The organism is Alteromonas sp. KUL17, assembly GCF_006538305.1.
Taxonomy (GTDB): domain Bacteria; phylum Pseudomonadota; class Gammaproteobacteria; order Enterobacterales; family Alteromonadaceae; genus Alteromonas; species Alteromonas macleodii.
In genome coordinates this window covers 18,583-44,586 of record NZ_BJKJ01000021.1, presented here as the reverse complement: position 1 = coordinate 44,586, position 26,004 = coordinate 18,583, and the positions used below count along the sequence as shown (strand labels likewise).

Annotated in this window: 17 protein-coding genes and 1 pseudogene; 9 read left to right on the top strand and 9 right to left on the bottom strand. The window is 46.0% G+C overall.

Features of this window, described 5'->3' with window-relative positions; all coding sequences use genetic code 11:
- The first annotated feature begins 276 nt into the window (after positions 1 to 276).
- Positions 277 to 3,404 (top strand): annotated as a pseudogene (locus tag KUL49_RS16135) (7TM diverse intracellular signaling domain-containing protein).
- A 29-nt stretch (positions 3,405 to 3,433) separates the two neighbouring features.
- Here the strand turns inward: KUL49_RS16135 and KUL49_RS16130 are convergent.
- The 3 genes from KUL49_RS16130 to KUL49_RS16120 all read right to left on the bottom strand — a co-directional run bounded on the left by KUL49_RS16130 (position 3,434) and on the right by KUL49_RS16120 (position 8,580).
- The gene (locus tag KUL49_RS16130) at positions 3,434 to 4,129 is read right to left on the bottom strand and encodes a DUF2982 domain-containing protein (protein WP_131137945.1); all 696 of its coding nucleotides are present in this window, start codon (positions 4,127 to 4,129) and stop codon (positions 3,434 to 3,436) included.
- A 165-nt stretch (positions 4,130 to 4,294) separates the two neighbouring features.
- Positions 4,295 to 7,441, bottom strand: a complete 3,147-nt coding sequence (locus tag KUL49_RS16125; protein ID WP_131137944.1) for an efflux RND transporter permease subunit — start codon at positions 7,439 to 7,441, stop codon at positions 4,295 to 4,297.
- Entirely contained in the window at positions 7,441 to 8,580 is a 1,140-nt protein-coding gene (locus tag KUL49_RS16120) for an efflux RND transporter periplasmic adaptor subunit (RefSeq protein ID WP_131137943.1), read from the bottom strand. The genes KUL49_RS16125 and KUL49_RS16120 overlap by 1 nt, the downstream gene beginning before the upstream one ends.
- 129 nt (positions 8,581 to 8,709) lie before the next feature.
- Here KUL49_RS16120 and KUL49_RS16115 point away from each other — a divergent pair, with 129 nt between their 5' ends.
- From KUL49_RS16115 to KUL49_RS16100, 4 genes are all read left to right on the top strand, one after another.
- On the top strand, positions 8,710 to 9,357 hold the full coding sequence (locus tag KUL49_RS16115) for a TetR/AcrR family transcriptional regulator (protein WP_014975467.1): 648 nt from the start codon (positions 8,710 to 8,712) through the stop codon (positions 9,355 to 9,357).
- 163 nt (positions 9,358 to 9,520) lie between these two features.
- On the top strand, positions 9,521 to 10,534 hold the full coding sequence (locus KUL49_RS16110; RefSeq protein WP_014948009.1) for an aspartate carbamoyltransferase: 1,014 nt from the start codon (positions 9,521 to 9,523) through the stop codon (positions 10,532 to 10,534).
- A gap of 4 nt (positions 10,535 to 10,538) precedes the next feature.
- Positions 10,539 to 11,819 carry a glutamate-1-semialdehyde 2,1-aminomutase gene (hemL, locus tag KUL49_RS16105; RefSeq protein WP_131137942.1) on the top strand — a complete coding sequence of 427 codons (1,281 nt, stop codon included), beginning with the start codon at positions 10,539 to 10,541 and terminating at the stop codon, positions 11,817 to 11,819.
- A 154-nt stretch (positions 11,820 to 11,973) separates the two neighbouring features.
- Positions 11,974 to 13,047 carry an adenylate/guanylate cyclase domain-containing protein gene (locus tag KUL49_RS16100; RefSeq protein ID WP_131137941.1) on the top strand — a complete coding sequence of 358 codons (1,074 nt, stop codon included), beginning with the start codon at positions 11,974 to 11,976 and terminating at the stop codon, positions 13,045 to 13,047.
- Between the two features lie 28 nt (positions 13,048 to 13,075).
- On the opposite strand, the gene KUL49_RS16095 is transcribed toward KUL49_RS16100, so the two are convergent.
- The 4 genes from KUL49_RS16095 to glnK all read right to left on the bottom strand — a co-directional run bounded on the left by KUL49_RS16095 (position 13,076) and on the right by glnK (position 17,718).
- The gene (locus KUL49_RS16095) at positions 13,076 to 14,002 is read right to left on the bottom strand and encodes a Dyp-type peroxidase (RefSeq protein WP_131137940.1); all 927 of its coding nucleotides are present in this window, start codon (positions 14,000 to 14,002) and stop codon (positions 13,076 to 13,078) included.
- A gap of 184 nt (positions 14,003 to 14,186) precedes the next feature.
- On the bottom strand, positions 14,187 to 15,878 hold the full coding sequence (gene ggt, locus KUL49_RS16090) for a gamma-glutamyltransferase (protein WP_131137939.1): 1,692 nt from the start codon (positions 15,876 to 15,878) through the stop codon (positions 14,187 to 14,189).
- A gap of 221 nt (positions 15,879 to 16,099) precedes the next feature.
- Entirely contained in the window at positions 16,100 to 17,347 is a 1,248-nt protein-coding gene (locus KUL49_RS16085; protein WP_014948004.1) for an ammonium transporter, read from the bottom strand.
- A gap of 32 nt (positions 17,348 to 17,379) precedes the next feature.
- Positions 17,380 to 17,718 carry a P-II family nitrogen regulator gene (gene glnK / locus KUL49_RS16080; protein WP_012516988.1) on the bottom strand — a complete coding sequence of 113 codons (339 nt, stop codon included), beginning with the start codon at positions 17,716 to 17,718 and terminating at the stop codon, positions 17,380 to 17,382.
- 281 nt (positions 17,719 to 17,999) lie between these two features.
- On the opposite strand from glnK, the gene KUL49_RS16075 reads away from it, so the two are divergent.
- Positions 18,000 to 18,815: a hypothetical protein gene (locus KUL49_RS16075; RefSeq protein ID WP_131137938.1), complete on the top strand. Its 816-nt coding sequence runs from the start codon at positions 18,000 to 18,002 to the stop codon at positions 18,813 to 18,815.
- A 49-nt stretch (positions 18,816 to 18,864) separates the two neighbouring features.
- On the opposite strand, the gene KUL49_RS16070 is transcribed toward KUL49_RS16075, so the two are convergent.
- A complete protein-coding gene (locus KUL49_RS16070) occupies positions 18,865 to 19,584 on the bottom strand; it encodes an AraC family transcriptional regulator (protein ID WP_131137937.1) in 720 nt (239 codons plus the stop codon).
- Positions 19,585 to 19,972: 388 nt separating this feature from the next.
- Between KUL49_RS16070 and KUL49_RS16065 the strand changes: the two genes are divergently transcribed.
- Together KUL49_RS16065 and KUL49_RS16060 are read left to right on the top strand one after the other, a co-directional pair.
- Positions 19,973 to 20,896, top strand: coding sequence for a DUF808 domain-containing protein (locus tag KUL49_RS16065; protein WP_131137936.1), 924 nt, complete (start codon positions 19,973 to 19,975; stop codon positions 20,894 to 20,896).
- A 638-nt stretch (positions 20,897 to 21,534) separates the two neighbouring features.
- A complete protein-coding gene (locus KUL49_RS16060) occupies positions 21,535 to 21,819 on the top strand; it encodes a hypothetical protein (protein WP_131137935.1) in 285 nt (94 codons plus the stop codon).
- Between the two features lie 267 nt (positions 21,820 to 22,086).
- Here KUL49_RS16060 and mrcB read toward each other — a convergent pair whose 3' ends face one another.
- Positions 22,087 to 24,438 carry a penicillin-binding protein 1B gene (gene mrcB / locus KUL49_RS16055; protein WP_131137934.1) on the bottom strand — a complete coding sequence of 784 codons (2,352 nt, stop codon included), beginning with the start codon at positions 24,436 to 24,438 and terminating at the stop codon, positions 22,087 to 22,089.
- 267 nt (positions 24,439 to 24,705) lie between these two features.
- Here mrcB and KUL49_RS16050 point away from each other — a divergent pair, with 267 nt between their 5' ends.
- Positions 24,706 to 25,989, top strand: coding sequence for a lytic murein transglycosylase (locus KUL49_RS16050; RefSeq protein WP_131137933.1), 1,284 nt, complete (start codon positions 24,706 to 24,708; stop codon positions 25,987 to 25,989).
- The last annotated feature ends 15 nt before the right edge of the window (positions 25,990 to 26,004 follow it).

Genomic DNA, 26,004 nt, shown 5'->3' with positions numbered 1-26,004 from the left:
GCTGTCGATTGTGGACAATTTAGCGCACCACTTAGTGAAAGCTCCCGAGCGTTAAAGGCTATTGTGGGGTAAACCGCATTTGTGTGCAATCCTTGAAACCAATTGTCGCGACTTTTGGGTCTTACTCATTGTATGGGGTGAGGGTTTGTTTTGTTATTCTTCAAAGAGAGTGGTTAAATAGCATTGGGTGAAATTTGCCGTTCAATTTTCACTCTTACGAGTAAAACTAAAAATAATAAAGCCCCTAATCAAACGGTAACGTAAGTACAGATAATCATGGCTATCTTTCGCGTATTCTTTTTTTATTTCTTGTTGTAGGCAGTTACCTGCCTTCGAATGCCAGCGCGCAGCATATCGAGCAGCTCTTCGATGAAGAAAGTACGCTAGATTTATCAGACTCTCTGTATTTTTTATTTGAAACCGATTATCAGCTTACTATCAGCGATGTATCACGAAGGCGCAATGACTTCCTTATGCATCCCCATGACAACCCTAACTTTGGGTTTCGTAATAATGGCATGTGGCTACTCACTTCTGTTGCCAATGTTTCAAACGATAAACACTGGGTGTTCTCAATAAATTTCAGCCAACTCGACAGTGTTGATTTTTATTTGGTGCAAAACGGCAAGGTAATAAAGCAAAGCCATCAGGGGAAAGCTCAAAAAGAACAGCGTTTTCGTGTTCCAACCTTTCGTGTTGAGCTGCCTGATAGCGATCCTGTCGACCTTTACATACGCATTGAAAGTCGCTCATCTAGCCTAATTGCACCACTTCGAATTCAAGCCGAACCGCTACATAGCAGCTACTTCCAAATGGACAGCTTGCTCTGGGGCTTTTTCTACGGCGGATTGCTTATTCTCGCAATTTATAACCTTGCTCTATTTTTTGGCGTGCGGGAAAAAAGTCTGATTGCCTATGTTGGCTATATCGCCGCGGTTATTTTGTGGCAGTTTGTGTGGGGCGGCCATACGCACTTGCTGTTTAGTCAGGGGATCCCCTCTTGGCTGGTTGGACATTCAGAGCTGATATTCGTAATTATTGGTATAAGCTCAGGCTTTTTTACCAAAACGTTTTTGGAAACGGAAAAGCACTCTCCCACGGCACATCCTGTCATTAACTTACTGTTGGTTTGCCAAGCGCTAACAGGGCTAGTCTGCTTCTTCGATCTGCTTCCTTCTATTTGGAAGAACAACCTAGTATACGGCGTGGGTCTTGTGGCGATATTGAGTTATATCTACGCTGGATTCGAAGCATTTTTCAATAAATTTAAGCCAGCTCGCTACTTCATTTTTGCATGGAGTATGCTCGCCACAGGCGCAATTATAGGTATGTTAAGCCTTATCGGAATTTTACCTTCCAATGACTTCACCACCTATTGTTTTCAGGTGGGTGTTTTCTTAGAAGCCGGGCTCTTTTCCTTTGCATTAATGGAGAAAAGCAGAGGCCAGCTGGAAAGCGAAGTTGAGCAAGCAACAAATGATTTGCGCAACAATATGGAGCTCATTGAAGAGCAGAATGCCCGTTTAGATATCGCTCGCAAAGATGCGATAAAAGCCAGTAACGTTAAATCTCAATTTCTGGCCAACATGAGCCATGAAATTCGCACACCTCTTAATGCCATCTTGGGGTTCAGCAAAGAGCTGAACAATGCGTCGCTACCCACTGACCAGCAAGAGCAAGTCAGAATTGTAAACACGGCCGCGGACAACCTGCTAACAATCGTTAACGATATCCTCGATTTTTCTAAAATTGAGGCCGGTAAACTGCAAATTAATAATCAGCCTTTCTCGCCCAATAAGCTGCTTGAAGAAATGGTCACTATCATGGCTAAATCTTCCCACAGCAAGCGCATCGAATTTGTATTTGATTTGCACCCGCTCCCTGAAAAGCTCATTGGCGATGTGTTTCGTATTAAGCAAGTGCTCAATAACTTGTTAAGTAATGCACTTAAATTCACGTCCAGCGGCACCATTACGTTTTCGGTGAGCGGACGCTCGCTTCCTCATGGTATTCACGAAGTAAATATTACCGTTGAAGACACAGGTATCGGAATAAGCCGACAAGACAGAAAAAAGCTATTTAACGCCTTCTCGCAAGTAGACGACGCCCTTAACCGTAATTACCAAGGCACTGGATTAGGTCTCGTGATAAGTCGAGAGCTGGTTCGCTTAATGAACGGTGATATAACGCTAAAAAGTGTATTAGGCCAAGGCTCTACGTTTAACGTATCACTACGTATGAACCAGTTAAGCCAGAAATATGCGTTAACTAGTAGTGAAGACTGGAAAGGTAAGAACGTGGTTATTTTCGATCCGGTACCTGCAACACGTCGCTCAAGTGCAAGCATGTTATCGATTTTGGGTGCGCAGGTTACCTCTGTTGAATCACTAGATTATTTGATGTCACTTAAAGGCCAGTACGACTTTTTCATGGCAACTGTGCCGGTAAGTAAGATGGGATTGCGGGATACCTATTTAAGTCGTTTTGTACAATTCCCTGCGCAAAAGCGCATACTTTGGTATTCCGGCCCTGAACCTTTTGCGCAATACCCAAGCCTGTCGCAACATTTCCATTCACAAGCGCGTATGCCGATGACGCTTACCAAGTTAGATAGCCTGGTGCACCACCATACAACGCCAGCTAAAAATGCGATGCAAGAGAAAATAGGCACGCTACCAAAAGCTAAAATTCTTGCCGTTGATGACATGGAAATGAATCTTAAACTGCTGCATACGTGGCTCGATCATTCTCCTGTCGAGCTAACCACAACGATCAGTGGACAAGACGCCGTCAATCAATGCCAGACTCAAGAATTTGACTTAATTCTCATGGACGTGCAGATGCCAGGCATGGACGGACTGCAGGCCACCCGAGAAATTCGTAAATCACCGCTGAATATGGGGACCCCAATAGTGGCTGTGACAGCCCACGCATTTAAAGAAGAGCAAGAAAGACTGCTCGCCTCTGGCATGGACGATTACTTACCTAAGCCTATTGAGGTTGAGCTACTTATTACGCTTATCAATTCGTGGTGCCACAATGTTGAGCCCGGTGAAATCGTCTTTCCCTCTATCGACTGGCAGCTAGCACTTAAACGAGCGAATCAAAATCAAGATACAGCAAAAGAAATGTTAGACAGTTTTATTGCGTTACTGCCCGAAACTATCGAGACACTTTCGGCGCTTTGGGACGATCAAGATTACAATGGGCTTAAGACCGAAGTTCACAAACTACACGGTGCGTGTTGCTATACAGGTCTGCCGCGCATGCAGCATTTAGCCAACGAAACAGAGAGCTCACTTAAACTTGGTCAGCACAAGTTAGTCGAGGAAAACTTACCAGCCCTTATTGCCGAAGCCAAGAAAGTGCTTAATGAGAGTAAATTGAAGGACAGCCGCAGCTAGGCGAATAAAGTCTAATTGCTACGATGAGCTTAGCTGGCTTCAGGAGACTGCCTAGCTTTCTGGCACTGAGCAATAAGTCCTGCAAACTCGCTGGCATCCCTATCTAGCTCTGAACTCGCGATAAAAATATCATACCCAAGGCGCTTTCTTAGCTCTACCATACGATGTGCCAGCATAGCTTTAATGCCTTTAATGATGGTCCCGTCTTCCATAACGTACTGCTTATCGTCAAACATAGATTGCTCATAACAGCTTCCAGAGGCGCAATTCTCATCTGTGTTCTGCATTAGCAATGGCCGCTGCTCCATTAACAAGTGCGTTGCAAGCCGTGGTGAAATCGTATTGAGGAAATCCGTGTAACTTTTGATTTTGAAACCGATGGTTTCAAGGGGAATATGCTCCAGCCCATGGCGAACACGGGGGCAATCTGCGCGCAGCAGGTTGTCCCAATGAATGCGCCAACTGCCCAGACGGTGGCGATAAGTAATATAGTCTTTGGCTATTTCCAAACTATAGTCGGGCTCACGAATTTTGAAGTACCCTACGAGCAAGCACACTAACGCTGCACTGGTGATAAAAATCCCCGCTAAGAACAGCCAATCGGGAAGAAAGGCTAACCACAGTGCCGCAATACACAAACCGATACAGCCCAGCACCAGGCTAGTGATACCGTTACTTTTCGAGGCAGCTCGGATATAAATTGGTTCGACACTAGTACCAGACATAAAAATACACCACTAACATGATTACGGCCCAAACGATATAAAGTCTCATGCGTTTACACTTCACGCAGTCGGTTTGCCACCAACGCAAAAGAGGATTTGATTTTCGCATACGCTAAGTAAGCCAAACTTATACGTGGGTTAAAAAGGGATAGTTTAACCGTAAAATTATGCCAATGTGTGATTTCTATAACGGTATCGTTGAAAAGCAGCCACTAAAGTTGGCGTAAAGACTAACGACAAGATTACCGAGAATCCTACTCCACCAGCCAGCACCACGGCCAACGGCGGCCAAAAGCTACCTTCACTGAACAATAGCAAAGGAATCAATCCACCTACCGTTGTGAAAGTAGTCGATAAAATATGGCGGCTACAGCTCATGGTTTCTTCAACAATGGCTTTCGTGTCTCCCTGCTTTGCTTTGGGGTTCGCGTTGATAGCGGCAATGACCACTATCGATCCGTTGATTGCTACGCCAATAAGGCCTGCACAACCTAGCAGCGGATTAAACCCAACCGGCAATCCAGATATCCAAAGACTGAACATACCCAGCCCTACAGAAAGTATTGCCACTAATCCGATTACACCCGCCATGCGCAAGCTGGTAAAAGTCAGAATGAGCGTTGTTACCATAAGAACCAACAGCACCGGCGCATAGGTCGCTAATTTACCTAATGCTTGCTGCTGTTCATCAGCGTCTCCCGCTAAATGAATACGATATCCTTCGGGAAGAATTAATCGGCTTTCGAGCAGATCTCGCAAATGGTTACTTGCATCAATGGCCGGGACACCAGGAAGCAAAAACGCCTGAATACGATTTAACCTTTCGCCATCAAGGCGCGTAATACTGCTGGTTGCAGGCTGAAGCGTTAAGTTTGTTACAGCAGCAAGTGGCGACCAAGAAATAGCATTGTCTCCTGCAACCGGAATTGGCATGGCGTCTACGCCCGTTACATTTTGTCTATACGCCTCGTCTAGCCTTACGCGTACAGGAATTTCTTCTGTGCTTTCCAAAACAGAACCACCGGTAATACCTGAAAAGTTTATCTGCATTTGATTGGCAAGCTCGGAAAGCGTAAGCCCCAAGTAAGACAGGTTATCGCTGTCCGCGTTTATTTTAAGCTCGGGTTCTCCCATTGAAACGCTGGTTATAGACTGAGAAATGCCGTCGACTTCAGACATTAACATGCGTACTTTGTCGCCTAGGTCATTCAACACATTCAGATCAGGGCCGAAAATCTCTACCTCAACAGGCGCCGCAATAGGCGGACCCTGCCCAAAGGCTCGCACTACAATTTGTACTTCCGGATACGCGCTATCAAGCTCTTGTTGTAGTTTGCCCACTAGCGCAACGGCGTCATCCACTGTATCTGTCGACACCACAGCATTTGCGAAATAGGGCATGTTGTCACGCGTCATCATCTGGTTGTAGTACACCGACGGCGCAGAGCCCCCGACTAACCAACTAACTTGTTTCACGCCTTGCTCACTGCGAATAGCACTATCTATTTTTTTAACATAGCTCGTTGTGTTGTCGATACTGCTCCCTTCTTTGGTCCACAGGTACACTTCGAACTGGTCTCTATCTGCACTTGGGAAAAACACATTGGCTAAGCTTTTAGACAGTACAAAGCCAGATAAACAAAGCAAAGCAATAACCGGTAACACCAAAATTGGCTGTTTAACCCATCTACCCAATTGCTTTTTAAAAGCGAGACTGAGCTCTGGCGCTTGTAATCCCACTTTCCACCACGCCTTCGATGCTGTTTCATGTTGCGAACTATTGTCGTGCTTTGGCAAAAATCGGGCAGCGAGGGCTGCAATGATAGTAAGAGAAATAAACAGCGAGCCAATAAGTGCCATCACCACGCTAATGGCAATCGGGCCAACAAAGTCACCGATGTTTCCGTCTAAAAGAAAGATGGGCATAAAGCCTAAAATGGTCGTCAGCGTTGAAGCCAAAAGCGGTACAAAAAGATGTGAAACGCTTTTGGCCATAGCACCTACTCGCGTTAAATTAGGATCTTGTAAATTAATGCGAATTTCATCGGTAATAACAATGGCATTATCGATAAGTAAACCAATGGCGATGATCATGCCAAAGATAGACATTTGGTGAATTTGCTCGTCGTAAAAACTTAAAGAGAACAAGGCAAAAGCGGCGCATAAGGGAAGTGCCAGGCCCACAATCCACGCAGCACGAAACCCCATGAAAAGTAGAATAACCATCATGACCACGGCGCACCCCATAAGCAGGTTCATCGATAAGTCAGCAAGTCGAGTAGCGGTATATTCGTTTTGCTCAAATGCGACGGTAGCGGTTAAGGTTCCGCTGAAGTCTTTATTGAACTGCTCCACTACTGCTAATGCATTTTCTGTCCATACATCAGAACGCAGTGACGGCTGCATACGCGCTGCCACAAAGATAGACTCTTCACCATTTAGAAATGCCACTTCGTTGCGAGGGGTAGTAAAACTGCGCTCCACTGTAGCGACGTCTTCTACCCGTAAGTAGCGACCTTGCTCGTTAACTAAGGGAATTGAAGCAATCATGTTCACGCCATTTAAGCCCTCTCCCACGGTAAAGCGCAAATTACTTTGCTGGGAGTTAAGCATACCCGCAGGTAATTTGGGGTCGGCGCGGCTTATTAAATTGCTTACTTGCTGTAAGGTAAGACCCGTTGCGGCAAGCTTAATAGGGTCGATATTGACGCTAATCTCTTCCTGCGGTGCGCCGTATACACGCACTAGCTCAGTGCCGTTAACGTTTCGCAGCCTGTCTGTAAGTTCTTGAGCTAAACGCGCGGTGAGTGTAATAGGGGTATTTTCAAAGTGGTCTGCTCGCACAGATAGCAATAAAGTGAACGCTGTCGCGCCGCGCTTTTCATCGAAAACTGGCGCCATTGCACCTTCAGGGAATGACTCAGCGGCAGCGCCAATGGCATCGCGAATTTCACTGAATAGTTGTTCGTTACTTGAATTATTTATCCAGTCTTGCGTCTCTATGAGAATAATGGAGATACCAGCACGCGACGTGGACTTCACTTCCTTTATTTCAAATATTTCTCTAAGCCTGTCTTCAAGCACATCACTAACCAAAGCCTCTACCCGTTCCGCCGACGCGCCTGGGTATTGAGTGATGATCAGTGCGTTTCGCGTATCTATTCGCGGGTCCTCAATACGCGGCAGAGAGCCTAATGCTGACAACCCTGCTGTGACTAGCACCAGAAGACTTAGTATGAGTAAATGCCCTCGTCGGTAAAATAAGGTATACCATGGATAAGATTTATCTGAGCCGAAGTTAAAGGACTTCATTAGCGTGCCCCAGCTTGATGTTGACTAGGGATTGATACCATCTGGCCAGGTGCGAGTTTGTGTGTACCTTCGCTTACGTAAACCTCTCCACCTTTAAGCGCTCCGCGCACAAACGCGTTGTTTCCGTCGGTATATACAACTTCCACTACACGGGCTTCAAGGGTGGCGTTTTGCTCGTTTGATAAAACAAATACGCGCCACAAACCGCGCAAGCCGTTGCTTAGCGCGTTAACCGGCAGCCAACTTCCTGTCTCAGAGTGAGAACGAAAGCCAGACAAAATAGCCATGTCACCGGGGCGTACCCGCTCATTACTATTTAATGTCACTAAAATATCAATGGTTCGCGTTTGCACGTTGCGAACAGGTAAGCGCTGTGTAACAGTACCCGCCACATCAATATCCCCGACGCTAACCAGCACCGGCTCATTAAGGTCAAACTGATCCACAACATCGGCAGGTACCGCGAAACGTGCCTGATAATTCTCTATGCCCGTAATTCCAAACACGGGGGTTCCAGCGCTAACTACACTGCCTTCATCAAAAAATCGTCGATTGACTACGCCATCGAAGGGAGAAATAAGGGTCGTTTTTTCTATTTCTACATTCAGTGATTCAAGGGCGGCCTGCATTTCACTAACTTGGGCCTTAGCGACATTGAGACTTGCCTTAGTTTCGTCTAGTCGCTGCGCTGATTCTAGCTTTTTCTCAACCAACGACGTGGTTCTTTCGCTGTTTACTCTAGCAAGTTCAAGGTCGGCGTTCGCACGCTCAAGTGAGGCTTGAAGCTCACGTTTTCTGGCATTGAGACGCTGAATATCTTGACGGGCTAGAACATCTCCCTTGCTTACTACATCGCCCTCTTCAACAAGTAATGTATTGACTTGCCCTGCCATATCGAATGAAAGCGAAGTGGCCCGTGGGGATTCGATAAGCCCAAAAACATTGATTGGAGTTTCAAAGCCCGATTGAATTTTGACTGTTCCAGTGGACACTGCAACGGGAACTCTTGCCTCTGGCGTTTGTGTCGCATTGCCAAGCCCTGCTGTCATCAAAAGAATGACCAACGCTGCAGTAAAAACGGCAATAGCGATAATAAGTGAGAGTTTGCCACTTTTAGAAGGCGTCGTTGCAGCAGTCATAACATTTCCTTTAACCAGTTTAGCGTTTGCTCTGGGCTATATTTGCATACTTATTGTGCTATGCTAGTATATAAATACTAGACCGTCCAGTTTGATATTTAAATATTCGTTAATACAGTGAGAACGAACGTGGCTACCACTCGAAAGCAAGGCCGACCTAAGAGCGAAGAGAAATACCATCTTATATTGCATGCAGCGTCTTGCCTGTTCTTAAAAGAGGGCTTTGCCAACACATCTATGGACACTGTGGCTAAAGCCTCTGGTGTGTCTAAACAAACGGTCTATTCTCATTTCGAAGGAAAAGATGCTCTCTTTAAAGCGGCAATCTCATCGAAATGCAGATCATACCAACTCGACACCCAGCAACTTATCGACGCCACTTCAGGCTCACTCTCACTATTAGAATGTTTACGAAAAGTTGGCTGTCAGTTTGTGCGACTATTACAAGATCCTGAAGCCATTGCTATCTTTCGAGTAATTATAGCTGAAGCGGTAAATAGCCCTCATGTGGCAACACTTTTTTATCAGGCTGGCCCCGAAGCTTCCCTATCTACATTGAGTGATGTCATAGAGAAGTTCGGAGAAGGTAGCTTAAGCCGTGATATCGCCCAACAGCTGGCAGTTGACTATTGCGCCCTGCTTAAGGGGGAATATCACACCATGATGCTGTGCGGCATACAGTCTCCGCTTCAAGACGAAGCGATTACAGCCCACGTAAATAGCGCGGCTGAAAAGATCCTTTTACTCTTTACCCACTATACTCAGCAACACAATTAGCCGACATATGCGCACATGCACACTTGCATTTTGATTTTTGGAAAGCCCTTTTCAATAAAACGCCAAACTGAGAAAAACGTAAGGCAAGATTAACGTTGCGCTAATGACTTAACCCCAGCGGTATTATAAACTAGCGCCGTTTTCGTTGATGATTGAGAAGCGCATGTCTGACTTTACCGGTAACCACATTCTTTCGGTTAATCAATTCGATCGCGAGGCCATTGAGAAAGTGTTCTCAGTTGCCAATTCCATGCAACCCTATGCCAAACGACAAAAGCGCACAACCGTGCTAGATGGCGCCATTCTCGGTAACCTTTTCTTTGAGCCAAGTACCCGTACGCGAGTTAGCTTTGGTACCGCATTCAACCTTTTAGGTGGTGAAGTTAGAGAAACCACCGGCATGTCGAGCTCTGCGCTGGCTAAAGGTGAGTCATTGTACGACACAGCCCGTGTGCTGAGCGGCTATTCCGACATTATTGCAATGCGACATCCTGCGGCGGGTTCAGTGGCAGAATTTGCCGAAGGTAGTCGTGTACCTGTTATCAACGGTGGTGATGGTGCAAACGAACACCCAACCCAAGCACTGTTGGACTTGTTCACGATTAAACGTGAACTGGAATACAATGGCCACGGCATTGACGGCTTACACATCGCCATGATTGGTGATTTGCGCTACGGCCGAACAGTACACTCTTTATCTCGCTTGTTATGTTTGTTTAAAAACATTCGCTTTACGCTCATTTCGCCAAAAGAGCTGGCCATGCCTCAGCCCATCATAGACGCCATCGAAAATGCGGGGCACCAGCTTACGATTACCGATACCCTTGAAGGGAATATGGATGCGGACATATGCTATCAAACACGCATTCAGGAAGAGCGCTTTCCTTCTCAGGAAGAAGCCAACAAATACCGAGGTAAGTTCCGCCTTAATCAGTCGATTTACACAAAACACTTTCAGTCGAAGACCGTTATCATGCATCCACTTCCACGAGATTCACGTATGGAAGCCAACGAATTAGATAACGATCTAAACCTCAATCCAAACCTCGCCATTTTTAGACAAACCGATAATGGTGTACTTGTCAGAATGGCATTGTTTGCGCTTACTCTGGGTGTAGAAAACCTTCTCACTAAGTACGAGCGTGACGTTGTTTGGTACAGCAATAAGAGTAAGTAATTACATGCAAAAATCTGAAGCCCTATTTACCCGCGCCCAAAAAACCATTCCTGGTGGCGTAAATTCACCCGTTCGCGCTTTTAAAGCGGTAGGCGGTACACCTCGCTTCATCACGAAAGCTGATGGCGCTTACATGTGGGATGCGGATGGTAAGCAATATATTGACTATATTCAGTCTTGGGGCCCTATGGTTCTAGGTCACAATAACGCCCAAATTCGCGAAGCGGTTATTGAAGCGTCGTATAACGGCCTATCTTTCGGTGCACCTACCGAAGCTGAAGTGATCATGGCTGAGTTGGTTAGCGAACTGGTTCCATCTATGGAAATGGTACGCATGGTGAACTCTGGTACAGAGGCCACTATGTCAGCTATTCGCCTGGCTCGCGGCTACACGAGCAGAAACAAAATTGTTAAGTTTGAAGGCTGCTATCACGGGCACGCCGACTCTCTGCTAGTGAAAGCGGGCTCAGGGGCGCTAACCCTTGGTGTACCAAGTTCACCAGGTGTTCCAGCAAATGTTGCTGAGCATACGCTTACCGTTGAATACAACAACCTAGACAGCGTAAAAGAAATATTCGAAGCCCATGGCGATGATATTGCGTGCGTTATCGTTGAACCTGTCGCAGGAAACATGAACTGTATCCCTCCTGTGGAAGGCTTCCTTGAAGGACTTCGCGCTATTTGTGACCAATATGGCAGCGTATTGATTTTTGATGAAGTAATGACAGGCTTCCGCGTATCTCGCGGCGGGGCGCAAGAGCGTTATAACATCAAACCAGACCTGACTTGCTTGGGTAAAGTCATTGGCGGCGGCATGCCAGTGGGCTGTTTTGGTGGTCGTCGTGACATTATTACTCACATAGCACCGACAGGGCCAATTTACCAAGCGGGTACGCTTTCTGGTAACCCGGTAGCAATGGCTGCAGGTCTTGCTGCTTTAACGCAAATAAAGCAGCCTGGACTTTACGATTCAATTTTCGAAAATACGCAAACGCTAGTTGATGGTTTCCAAGCCCTTGCTGACAAACACAATATTAGTCTAACTACTAATATTGCCGGCAGTATGTTTGGGATATTCTTTACTGACGTAGAGAAAGTCACGAACTACAAGCAAGCAATTAACTGTAATACCGAGCAATTCAACAAGTTCTATCACGGTATGCTAGAGCAAGGCGTTTACTTAGCACCTGCATCTTATGAAGCGGGCTTTGTTTCTAAAGCGCATGACGCTGCAGTCATTGAGCAAACCCTTGCTGCAGCAGATAAAGTGTTCTCAACGCTTTAAGTTAATTCCTTTCTGGTAATTTTTGCACTAATACGCCCACCGTGGCGTGTTAGTGCCTCTTCTTCATTGCTTCTCTCATACGTAACGCTTGAATTCCTCGCGGGCTAGATTATTAGCCTTCATTTAAAAGCAGTTTATAGGTGTGGTGTTATCAATGGATTGGCAGTTTGGCGCTATTTGCGCGCTTTTTCTCTACAGTGTCGCTATCACAATTTTGCACGTAAGGCGCAGCCGTCGGTTTGCATACAGAGCTAGCCAATTTAAACGTCGGCGTCATGTCTCCACCACTGTCGCAAAAAACGACGATGAAACGCACTTTCACACAGCAGCCGATGAGGCCCAAAGGCTTACACAAACCTTTCAAAAATTCATTCCAAAGCAGTTTGTGGAGCACATGTCGAATTCTGACGTAGACGCGCTGGGTCTTGGCTATGCGGCTGAAAACGACGTTGCGATTATGTTTTGCGATATCAGAGGCTTTACCGGTTTTTCTGAACGTATTACGCCACAAGAGTTGATGAACTTTCTTAATTCTTATTTCACCAGAATGAACGATCCTATTCATCAAAACCACGGTTTTATTGATAAGTTCATGGGCGACGCCATTATGGCGCTGTTCGACCATCGCGAAGGATCTTCACAACAAAAAGCTATGGATGCGGTTAATGCTGCGCTCGACTTACGCAAAGCCCTGACAATATATAACGGCCATAGAAAGAACAGTAACTACGAACCAATTAATATGGGAATAGGTATTCACTTTGGGCCTGTTATTATGGGTACGGTAGGTTCAGAAGATAGAATGGATACCACCGTCATTGGCGATAGCGTAAACATTGCTTCCCGCTTAGAAGCTTTAACCCCCAAATACGAGGCGGATATTATCGTTAGTGCCCAAGTTCTTCAGACCATAGGGTCTGGCTTCCCAATTAAAACCCGCTTGCTTGACTGGGTAAGAGTGAAAGGACGAAAAGCGCCAATTGAAATATACGAGGTGTTAAGCCACCTTTCAGAGAGTGAGCAGGAAAAGAAATTGGCGGTTCAGACCAAGATTGCCGCAGGTATCGCATGCCGTATAAATCAGCAGTGGGACGAGGCCATTTCTTTTTTTGAGACCGCTGTCGCTATGAGCCCAAACGATTCGCTAGCGCATCATCACATAGATGTTTGTCGAATTTACAGAAGCGTCGATTTTAAGGAAGATTGGGATGGTGCGCTAGTCTACTAATCCCAATGGCCATAAGCGACGGTTAAATTTAGGACTCAGATAACTTAGCCTGCTGGCGAATAAAATTAATGGATGGCGCGAAAAACGCAGCACCTGTTCCAGCACTGGTAAAGTCCAGCCATCTGTCATAATCGCCTTCACCGTTGCCGTATATTTGGCTGTGGAGCATCTGTTTAAATGGCCGCGCACTGGCACTACAGCTTACAAAGAATAAACCTTGGGAGGCCATATCACCGTATGGCATGCCTTGCTTAATTAGCCTTGGTTCGTCGCCATCGGGCGCAACAGTGCTTGCCCTAACACAATGCGAAGATTCAGACTGTTCGCTACTTACCAAATTGTGTTCTTGCGTGGTGCCCATCACTTGTTCTTGCTGACGGCTTGAAAGACTATTCCAGCGCCTTAAATCGTGGCGATAGCGTTGTATGTGAACATAGCTGCCACCGCTAAAATCAGGGTCATCTTCGCCAATAATGCCGACTTGTCTCCGCTTCATTCCACGTGGATTATCTGCGCCATAGAGAAAACCATTGAGGTCACGGCCATCTAAGTACCTAAACCCTCTTATTTGCTCTACCAGTTCTACATGAATACGCAACAAATCCATCACTTCAATGCCAACCGCATGGCAAATATCCAGCCTATCAGCGCGAATTTGAATGAAGAGATCGCAAGGCATGGTGGGGGCACTTCTATCATCACACTGCATATCAGGAAAAGGGGCAAGCTCAACAGGTATCAAACCGGGGTATACCTCAGCCCAGTAACCGGTGCCAATAGCGACAACGCCGGTTACCATGGCTTCGTAGTGCTCATTCTCAAAATGCTCGAATATATCCAGCACGCGAGATAGTTTGGCGCGTACGGCTTGGCTATCGTCATCAATGACGTTCAGTAGTAAATACTGTGCATGTAAATTTGGCTCAGCGCAGAGGCCTTTTTGTGGTTGTGTCATTGCCGCTCTTGTTGTTATTAACGCCTTGTTCTGACGTTTCGCTGCTGGCGATCATTCGCCGCGCTTTGTTGTGCGAACCTTATCGTAAAGTGTAGCGGCTGCTTCAAACTTTGAAACCCTTTAAAGCGAAGCAGCAAACGGGGGAACAAATTAACTCCGCCGCCTATTATCTACACTAGTGTGCTTAATAGCCCGCGGCTTGTCCATCTTTTCGCGTTTCTGAAGCGCCAAAATAGACACCTTTCTGCTCGTCCCAAGCGATGGCCTGATAGCCACCGAACGCGCCTACCACGCGTTGAAGCTTATGCCCCCGCTCCATGAGTTCTCGCTGAACGGTTTCACTGAACCCCGATTCTAAGCTCACATAGCCACCATCAGTCATCAACGCGCCCGTTGGGCTACTCGACCCACTGTGCAGTATGCGTGGAGCATCCCCCGCTTCCTGCAAATTCATTCCGAAGTCGAGAATGTTTACAATAATTTGCGCATGCATTTGAGGCTGAGTCCCACCGCCCATCACGCCAAAGCTCATCACCGGCTTACCGTTTCTTGTTACAAAAGCCGGGATAATGGTGTGAAATGGACGCTTTCCCGGGCGATATTCGTTAAAGTGCCCTTCTTCAAGGGTAAACATCTCACCTCTATTTTGAAGAATAAAACCTAGCCCTGGAGGTGTCATGCCTGAGCCCATTCCGCGGTAGTTACTTTGAATTAAGGACACCATATTGCCCTCTTTATCAGCAACGGTCAGATAAATGGTATCCCCTTCATAAATACCCGCATCAACGCGATTCGCTGCGCGTTCATTATCTATGAGCTTCTGGCGCTTAGCGGCATACTCTTTCGAAATTAGCCAGTCGACTGGAATATCGTTGAAGTCTGGATCCGCATAGAACTTAGCGCGATCTTCGAAGGCGAGCTTCTTGGCTTCAACAAAGGTATGGATGTAGTCTGCTGAGTTAAACCCCATTCCTTCGATATCATAGTGCTCAAGCACATTGAGAATCTGTAGTGCCGCTATGCCTTGTCCGTTGGGCGGAAGTTCCCACACATCATACCCGCGATAGTTAGCAGAGACGGGCTCTACCCACTCCGAGGTATGTGATGACAAATCCTGGTATGACAAAAAGCCGCCTTGAGACTTCATGTAAGCATCGATAGTGCGTGCGATATCGCCCTTATAAAAAGCATCTCGCCCGCCTGTTGCAATCTTTTCATAGGTCACGGCTAAGCCAGGGTTTTTAAAAACATCGCCTTTTTGCGGAACTTTCCCGTCGATAAGAAAAGTCTCTGCGAAGCCGTCATAATGACCTATTCGCTCTTGATTCATCTGCCAGTAATAGGCAATGACTTCTGAAACAGGAAACCCCTCACGGGCATATTTGATAGATGGCGTAAGCAGCGCAGACATGGGCAGCTTGCCAAATTTTTCGTGTAGTGCAAACCAGCCATCTACAGCGCCAGGGACAGAAACAGGTAGAGGACCGAATTTTGGAATTTGATGCAAACCACGCTCGGCAAACACCGCTTTGGTTAACTGTCTGGGTGAACGGCCAGAAGCGTTTAAACCGACTAGCTTTTCTTCTTTTGCATCCCACACAATAGCAAATAGGTCGCCGCCAATACCGCTGCCTGTAGGCTCAACTAAACCTAACATGGCGTTAGCTGCAATAGCTGCATCAACCGCACTGCCGCCTTGTTTTAAAATATCCAACGCCACTTGCGTAGCTAATGGTTGGCTTGTTGCTGCCATGCCGTTCTTTGCAATAACTTCTGAGCGACTTGCAAAGGGATGCCCCGTTATTCTGTCATAGCCCAAACAGCTGATACTAAAGAAAGCCAGTATCAAAGGTAGAAGTCGCACACTTGCAATCATAACCGTCCTTTTACTAAAACGTTGCCGATAATAAATCTAGCGTCAGTATATCGATTCATAGTGTAGCGTTATTGTCACATTACGCATAGGCTCTTTTCCTAAGCTCAGTAATGAGCTTAAAACACATTGCATGAAACGAAAAAAGCCCCGCATTAGCGGGGCTTAAACGAAGTAATAAGGCATTATTGTTATTGTTGTTTCGTTGCCTAATCGAGACTCTCTTACGAACGGCTGCTTGTGAAGTCTGGGTATGCTTCCAGACCACATTCGCTCATGTCTACGCCGTCGAATTCTTCTTCTTCGCTCACACGTACACCCATAACCGCTTTAATCACTAGCCATACCACTAGGCTCACTACGAATACCCATACAAAGATAGTCGCTGCACCAATTAGCTGACCAGAGATGCTTGAACCATCGTTAGTGAAAGGTACAAGGATAAGACCTAGAAGACCTACCACGCCGTGAACTGAAATTGCGCCCACTGGATCGTCAATCTTAAGCTTGTCTAGTGCAACGATGCTAAGTACTACTAAAATACCACCAAGGCCGCCGAACAAAGTAGCTTGTAATGGTGTAGGTGTTGAAGGCTCTGCTGTAATAGCCACAAGACCGGCTAGTGCACCGTTAAGTACCATAGTTAGGTCAGCTTTACCGAATAGAATGCGTGCTACGATAAGTGCAGCAATTGCACCACCAGCAGCTGCAGCATTTGTGTTCATAAATACAATCGCTACTGAGTTTGCACTTTCAACAGTTGCAGTAGCCAGTACTGAACCGCCGTTGAAGCCAAACCAACCCATCCACAGGATAAATGTACCTAAAGTTGCAAGCGGTAAGTTTGCACCTGGAATCGCGTTTACTTTACCGTCAGCGGTGTATTTACCCTTACGAGCACCAAGCACAAGAACACCAGCAAGAGCAGCAGCTGCACCAGCCATGTGAACAATACCTGAACCTGCAAAGTCAGAGAAACCAAGGTCGCCAAGCGTATACATACCGAATACTGCTTCGCCGCCCCATGTCCAAGCACCTTCCATTGGGTAGATGAAGCCCGTCATAACAACTGCGAACGCTAGGAATGCCCAAAGCTTCATACGCTCAGCTACCGCACCAGATACGATAGACATTGCTGTTGCAACAAATACTACTTGGAAGAAGAAGTCAGCAGAAGGTGCATATGTTGCTGGCTCTTCAGCGACACCTGTTGCGCCATCAGCCATGATACCGCTTAGGAATGGACCCCAGTCGCCGCCACCGTACATAATGCCGTAACCGCAAATCATGTACATAGTGCAAGCGATAGCGAATAGCGCCACGTTTTTAGTTAGAATTTCTGTGGTGTTTTTCGCTCGAACAAGACCAGCTTCAAGCATCGCAAAACCTGCAGCCATCCACATAACCAGTGCACCGCAGATTAGAAAATAAAAGGTATCTAGCGCATACCCAAGTTCAAAAGTGATTTCCATTATGGTTTTCTCCGCAAATATATCGTTGTGGCTTACAGCGCGTCGCTATCCGACTCACCAGTTCGAATACGAACGGCGTGTTCAAGGTCGTAAACAAACACCTTGCCGTCTCCAATTTTGCCTGTTTTGGCAGCGCCAACGATGGCTTCTACCAGGCGCTCTACTTGATCATCCTGAACAGCAATTTCCAGTTTGACTTTAGGTAGAAAATCCACCTGATATTCCGCTCCGCGGTAAAGTTCAGTGTGTCCTTTTTGACGTCCAAAGCCCTTCACTTCGGTCACGGTCAAACCGTCGATACCGATTTCTGAAATGGCTTCACGAACATCATCTAGCTTGAACGGCTTGATGATCGCTGTGACTAGTTTCATGAGTTGCTCCCAGTTTGTTTTGGTTATTCTGTGATTTATGGTCGTGTTTCCAACTATGGGAAGATAAACCAAGAGCCATGCCACAAATGATTAGCCAAATAAATCAAATACATACAAGCAAACGCTTCAAGAACGCACAAAAATAATGCACACTAATGGTGCACTGTTAAAAATTTGCCCAATTTTGAAGCGGTATGAGGTTGCGGTAAGGTGAGAGGACTAAAAAGTGCGATGAAATTAGGAAGGAACTATTCGATAGGGCCCATGGTCTGTTGTTTACTATGACGACTATCACCCCATCTTTCTTTGCGCCTGAGCGCAGCATTGAACACCATTCCGTTGCAAAGAAAACGGCGTGGCGCCCACTATTAATTTCGGGCTGTGCACATGTGTTTGGGGTCATCGTAGTGGTCATACTTTCTCAAATGGGCATCAACAACCAAAAAGCACGAGTAAATGTTTTGGAGCGAACGCCGGAGATAAGCGCCAGACTGTACTACCCCCCCGTTCCACGCCCTCCTGCCCAAGCTAAACCACAAGAAACTAAACCAATCGATGTTTCCCCTAAAAGGCAAGAAATTGAGTTGAAGCCTGACGCAACCAAAGCGACTGAAGCACTTGATAGTAAGAATGAAATTGTAGAAAGCCCTGCGCCCAAGCAGCAGAAAAATGCTGAGCCCGATACACAGCAGGTACCCATTGAAAGTAAGCCGACTAATACACTGCCGTCGCCCACTTTATCAAAAGACGCAAATCGGCGCGCAGGCTCGTTGAATCTATCGGTAAAAGATGGCGCAGCCCTCTACTTTGAAAAGTATCACAGTGACAAAGTCGCTGAAGACGCAGAACAGGCAGCAAAAGCATTTCAAGAGCGTAAAAATAGTCCTGTGCTTAGCGGGCCAAGCACACAGCAAATACAAGCTAATGAAAATCGACGCCCTTCAAAACGCGTAAACTGTAGCAGTACGACCAATAAAACTTTGGCGATATTGAGTGGGATTGCTGGTGGAACCTTAGAATGCACCAAAATGGACGACCACAAACGTTTTATAGAAGCCAGAGTCAATAAACTTCCTAAAGACGAAGAGATTAACTAGTTGTCTCTATCAACGATTTACCGACATGTGAGGTAAGCCCTTATCACAGTCACTTTCTTTTGAAAAACTTAGGGGGTTGCCCGAAATACGCTTTAAACCGTCTACTGAATGCTGGAACATCGTCATATCCCGTCAATTGAGCAATACTCGACATTGGTGTATCCGTATTTCTTAACAGTGCTTTGGCCTTTTCCATTCTCACTTTCACAAGATAATCTCGTAAACTATGCCCGGTGGCCTCTTTAAAACGTATTTTGAATTGCGTTGTTCCCATGCAGGCTATCTGTGCTAACTCCCCCTGAGTGAAGCCTCGAGAAAGATCTCGATGAATATAACTTAATACAGGAGTCATTCGCTTATCCATACCACATCCCTTCAAGGATGTTTCTAGCAAGGTTAAAAATAGCGCCAATATTTCTTCATGGCCTTGGTCAGCAAATTGGCTAATTTGAATCTCTACAAACGATAAAAATGCCTGTAATGCTGACGTTACCTGAAATATCGGGTGCAACCTGTCATTTAAATTAACTGGCACATACTCCAAGTCCGCCACAATAAATTTTGACAGTTCGTTAGCGCTAAAATAATGGACCTCATTCGGCGCTATGCATACGCCTTCGCCTACGCCTACTCGCCCGCTAAAATTATCGATTTCTATCAAGATATGCCCGTTGATGGGCAGCACTAACTGAAAGTAGTTGTGTTTATGGCGGCACGTTTGCTTTGTATATGAGCGTACGGATAGCGATGGAATTGAGCTGTCAGTCATTTTATTGCTCCCAACAGTCCATATAAGGTAATACTGAACTTTTGCTTAACTCACCGTTTATTTGCATCTATTTCCTTGCCGTTAACTCAGTACTCTCTGCCGTTAGACTAAGCACTTTTATTCATTTTGTCACAAATACGTGCAATATTTGATACGCCTAGGAAGGCGTCGAACACTACGTTTAAGGGTAAGTAAAGGGTTGAACTAAAACAATTACTGAAAATAAATGAATACCAACTGTCACCACATTTTTTCCACCGACGGCGCCATTAAAAACTGTGATTTATCAGCTTTATTCCTGATTGTATATCACCCATGTTTTAAGTACGCTAAGCTGCTATTCACTGGGGATTACTCTAACTGTAATACATAACAAAGGATACTCGACGTGGCCGCAGCTAACTTACTTGCCCTACTTGATGATATAGCAACGTTAATGGACGACATCGCAACCATGTCGAAAGTCGCTGCGCAAAAAACAGCGGGCGTTTTGGGCGACGATTTAGCGGTAAACGCCGACCAGGTTCAAGGCGTTAAAGCCGACCGAGAGCTACCTGTTGTGTGGGCAGTAGCAAAGGGCTCACTTATTAACAAAGCAATATTGGTTCCTGCGGCGTTGGCCATAAGTGCTTTTGTTCCCTCACTTATAACCGTCCTTTTGGTACTAGGCGGGTTATATTTATGTTTTGAAGGTGCAGAAAAACTGCTGCACAAATACCTTCCCCACGAAGATGAAGAGAAAACACGAGAAGCCAGAATAGAAGCACTTACCCACGAAGATGTGGATATGGTAGCGTTTGAGAAAGATAAAATTAAAGGCGCTATACGCACCGACTTCATACTGTCTGCTGAAATCATTGTTATTGCATTAGGTACTGTGACCGATGCAACACTTACTACGCAAATTGGTGTTCTAGTAGCATTAAGCTTAGCCATTACCCTTGGCGTTTATGGGCTGGTAGCGGCACTAGTTAAAATGGACGATGTCGGGCTTTACATGCTTCGCAAGTCGTTAACAGGTTCAATGAACACCCTTCAACGATTTATTGGCAGAGCGCTATTGGTCGCCGCCCCCGCTCTAATGAAGACCCTTGCGGTAGTAGGTACTGTGGCTATGTTTTTAGTCGGTGGTGGCATCCTCACTCACAGTATTGGTTTTTTGCATATTATTACCGACTGGTTTACCGCACTTATCCCTAACGCATCGCTGGTAATGTCTATACTTGCTGATGGTGTTGTTGGTATTGCTGCTGGTGTGATCATTGCGCTAGTAGTGACAATGGTTTCACAATTTAGAAGTAAAGCGTCCTAGACCTATTCACTCTTTTTTATACCAATCCGCATAGATAATTGCCCACTCAGAAGGCGCTGGCAAGTTTCCTAGCAAAGCGTGGGAATGCAGGAATGGCTGTTCCCTTTCAAATTCCCAGAATGAAGCTAGGAAGCTTGCCAGACCTTTCCGAAGGGCGAGTTTAAAATGTCCGTACTCTTTGTTGTGTCACCTTGATGTAGAACCACTATACCTGCGGTAACACGCCGCGATTACGAACATTTTAACTCTCGCTGAGTGGGTAATGATCTATGCGGATTGGTATTACATTGGCGGCGCTGCTCTTTTTTATAGACCTGCGCCCCTATTTTCGACCTTTCTCATGGTCACCAGTGTCGCTGCGCGAATGTCAAAAACTTTGCGTTAGTCATTTTGACCACCTCCATAATAAATTCGCTAAATTTTAGCATTTCTTTAATCTCTCAATTTGACCTTCATTTTTTATAAAAAGATAAAACACCATAAATTCAACCACTTGCCACTTTTTAACGAGTTGGCACATCCCTCGCTATAAACTAATTGTTAATTGATAACGACTTATTATCGAAACCTTTAGCAACATGATAGCTGCCACGCAGTATGTTCAAGTGCAGTGTCTAACTTAATTTTTGGAGATTACTATGTTTATCGGTCGCAAAACTTTCACTGCACTAACTTTAGCAACTAGCGTATTGGGCGCATCAGCGTTCGCTGACGACACTCAGAACAACATTGTTTCGCATACAGATTTCATCGTTGAAAGCGCCATGCATGACGTAAAGCAGAGCTTGGACCTGGGCGTGACTTATGACGTGTTAACTGCAAGCCATACGTTTGAGCCAGAAGCAGAAGAAGCAAATGCATTGGTTGCTGACATCACTATTACGCCGATTGAGCCTATCAGCTCAGACGATAACGACGCATAAGGAGAATGCACATGTTAACCGCCGCAACCCTATTTATGGTGGTACTCGGTCCGGTTATTGCGTTTGTAGTCAGTGCGCTGGTGTTTTCAACAGCGCGCCTATTCCTTCAGAAAGGTCACTGAAAACGCAATAAAAACACATAGGAACCTAACCGACTACCGCTAAAAAATTTGCCTTCCCTGGGCCTTTTACTCCAGAGGGAGATAGAAAGCACTGACAGTATCCCAGCCAAATGATTGTGTTTTCTATCTTCTTCCTGGAGTTTTTTTATCCGAATATGCGTTCCCACCAGCTTTTTTCATCTTTATCGCTGTCTTTGTCTACAGGGCGGCCTGAACAATCTTGTTGAGGTGGAGGAAGCACATCCAAAATAGCCGGTACGCTTAAACTTCCTGCACACCCTGCAACCACAACAGCGCCAGTCTTGGCGTCAAAGTGTGCAATGCCTAAGCCTTTGGGGAAACGCCGTGATAAGGACTTGGGCGACTGAGATTTCATATAGTTTATAAAGACAGGCAAGGCACCACCTGCACCGGTTAAATTAACCGGTTGGTTATCGTCATTGCCTACCCAAACCGTGACCACATTGTTTCTATCGAAGCCACTAAACCAGCTATCACGATAATCATCTGTGGTGCCTGTTTTGCCAGCCATGTTCACATTGCCAAAATTCCAGCCAATGCGCTTCGCTGTGCCTTCTGTGGTTACCTTGTACAAGGCATAGTTGAGCAGATAGGTCGCAGCCTCATCGGTGCGCTGTGCAAAAAACTCTGCCTTCTTCCAAAGCAGCGCGTTATCTGCTGTTACTACAGAAGTCACCGTATGAAGAGGGATATAACGCCCATCATTTGATAGGGTCTGATACATTTGATTGGTACTAAATGGTGTCAATTCAAAAGCACCAAGGGTCAAAGACGGTACTTTGTCGACCGGCGTGGTCACCCCTAATCGCTCTATCGTATCGGCTAACGCATCAAGCCCTATCTGCATGCCTAAATTAACGGTTGGTATATTTAAAGACTCGACAAGTCCTTGAAGTAACGGTACCTGCCCTCTGAACTCTTTATCGTAGTTTTGCGGGGACCAGGTTTTTCCATTTCGACTTTCAAGGGTAATGGGCTCGTCTTTAAGCGGCGTTGCCAAGTTAAATTGTGTTGGATCTTCTAGTGCGGTTAAGTAAACCGCAGGTTTAATCAACGAGCCTATAGGGCGTTTTGCGTCTAGTGCTCGGTTAAAGCCTTTGAACGCAAAGTCTTTTCCGCCAACGATAGCGCGTACTTCACCACTTGCACTATCTGTGACTACCATTGCGCCCTGTAATGGCACTTTCCTGTCTTTTTGCAAACCGTCTAGCGTACCCGACAATGCACTTTCAGCGCGGCGCTGGGCTACGATATCAAGTGTTGTAAACACTTTTACGCCCGAATCTCTTAAGCTAGGCTCAGCCAGAATTTCATTGAGTTCCCGACGAACCTGCTCCATGAAAGCAGGGTGTTTACCGCTTGCTAGGCTCGCCCCACTGGCGAGCCCTAACGGCATATTCACAAAACGTTCGTAGTCTTGACGACTAATTTCATTTTCATCAAACAGCATGCGCAGCACTAAATCACGACGCTCTTTCGTGCGCTCAGCATATTTGCGTGGGTTGTAATAAGATGGGCCTTTAATAATAGCAACCAACGTGGCTATTTCGGGCGTACTTAGCTCGTTAGCTGGTCGGTCAAAATAGAAATAGCTAGCAAGTCCAAAACCATGTACGGCCATATCGCCATTTTGCCCCAAAAACACTTCGTTTAAGTACGCTTCAATAATTTCTGATTTGCTGTAACGGGCATCAATGATCACCGCCATAATGGCTTCTTTTGCCTTTCTCACAATAGAACGCTCACGGGTTAAAAACATGTTTTTAACCAGCTGCTGCGTTAGCGTGCTGCCACCTTGAACCGTTCTACCGGCTGCAATATTTGCCATTAGGGCTCTCAAAATTGAAAGCGGCGCAACGCCATGGTGATTATAAAAATTACGGTCTTCCACCAGCGTTAGCGCTTTAGGCAACATTTCAGGAATAGTGTCTAACGTTACCAGCATGCGGTCTTCTTGCGAACCGCTTGTCATACGCGTTACTAACCAAGGTTCAAGCCTAACCGAGCCAAAGGGTCGACTCTGAGTCTTATCGTAAATTTCACCAATGCGCGCTCCTTCCCACGTTATAATCAAGTGGCGCAACGGCTCTGCACCTTCAGGAAACTGAAACGCGCGACGCTGTACAGTCAGCACCTTATTTTGATAGCTATATTCACCGCTACTGTCGGCAAAGGTTACCTTGCGGTAGCCCAGCAAATTGAGCTCATCAATGACTTCTTGGGGCGTTATCTCTTCACCTTTGCTGATTTCCAACGGACGGGCGAAGATCTGCGCGGGAACTTCCCATTTATTTCCAGAGAACGCATGCTTAATTTGGGCGTCAAGGTAGAAGGCATACGCCCCAAGCACAACCAAACCAATAAGAGTGACTCGCCAAAACAGTTTGAAAAACCACGAGCGCTTGGCCGAGCCTTTGCCATTGCTTGATGCTTTACTTTTTGAAGATGGATTGTCTTTTGTCTGTCTTTTTGCCACGTGAAAACGCCATGAAGATCATTGAGGATGACATCGCACATATTGCGATATGGATTTAACGAACGCCTTTAAAACGTTAGTTTTAATAGTATCAACATTACCATTCGGGCCGCCTCTCAACAACTGTTTCCAAATATACACACTCCGAATTTGTATACTTCTGAAACGTCCCATGGCGCTAATATGTTGAAGGACTAAAATGAATTTTACTCGCGTTTCACGGTCACAATACGATAGCATGCTGGCAAGTAACACAGGAACCGTACTATGCGCTTAGCTTCATTTAAGTCTTCTTTTTTCTCTACTCGTTCGCCTAAAGGGGCCAAGTCTTACGCCTCATTTCTTCGACCGTCACTTTGCACGTCTATGGCGCTGCTTCTCGCGGGTGCGACAATGAATTCAGCGCTAGCCAATGAACAATTCGCTAGCTGCACCGCAGCGCTTGCTGATAAAGCCAAGCAGGAAGGGGTTAGCCATCAGACTATCGATGATGTGTTTCCTCGTCTTGTTCACCAAGATCGTGTGATTGAGCTAGACCGAAGCCAACCAGAATTTGTACAAACCTTTCCAGGGTACTTCAGCAAGCGCGTTACCGACTGGCGTACCGAAAAAGGTAAAGAGATGTATGCAAAGCACGACAAACTTTTGCATAAGCTAAGTGAAAAATACGGCGTGCCTCCTCATTATCTGCTCGCTTTTTGGGGACTAGAAACAAACTTTGGCTCTTATAAAGGCAAAATGCCGGTACTCGACTCGCTTGCCACTTTGGCTTGTGATAAGCGACGAAGCGCCTACTTCACCCAAGAGTTTCTTGTTGCTGTGAAATTGATGGAGCGAGAGAAGCTGCAAAAAGAAGACATGATTGGCTCGTGGGCCGGTGCCATGGGGCACACCCAATTTATGCCTTCGGCCTATACCCACTACGCTATTGATGGCGATGGCGACGGACAAATAAACTTGTGGGCAAGTGAAGAAGATGCGTTGTCTTCTGCGGCAAACTTTCTTGCCAACTTGGGTTGGGAGCGCAGCTTCCGCTGGGGTCGTGAAGTGCAACTGCCGGAGAACTTTGACTATCAAGAGTCAGGCTATAAAAATAGAAAATCTCTCAGTGAATGGCACGCCCAAGGCGTGAAAAAAGCTGATGGTTCTGAATTGGGCGAAGGCGATACTACCGCCTATGTTATTGTGCCAGCTGGTCACAACGGACCCGCCTTTATCGCCTACAAAAACTTCCGCGTTATTATGCGCTGGAACAACTCAGAGTTTTATGCCATTGCCGTGGGTGTATTGGCCGACCGCATCGCTGGCGCGTCTGGCATTAAAGCCACGTTACCTGATTTACCTGCGTACAATCGCAAAGATATTATTGCCCTTCAAAGCAAGCTGAATAATTTGGGCTTTGATGTGGGTAAGCCTGACGGCATTATTGGCCCCGCTACCCGTGAAGGCATTCGCAATTACCAAATTAGTAACAACATGATTGCTGATGGGTTCCCAGGACTTGAAGTGATGGCTGCACTTAATATAGACCTTGCAACGACGACTTCTTAAACTTGAAATATGCTG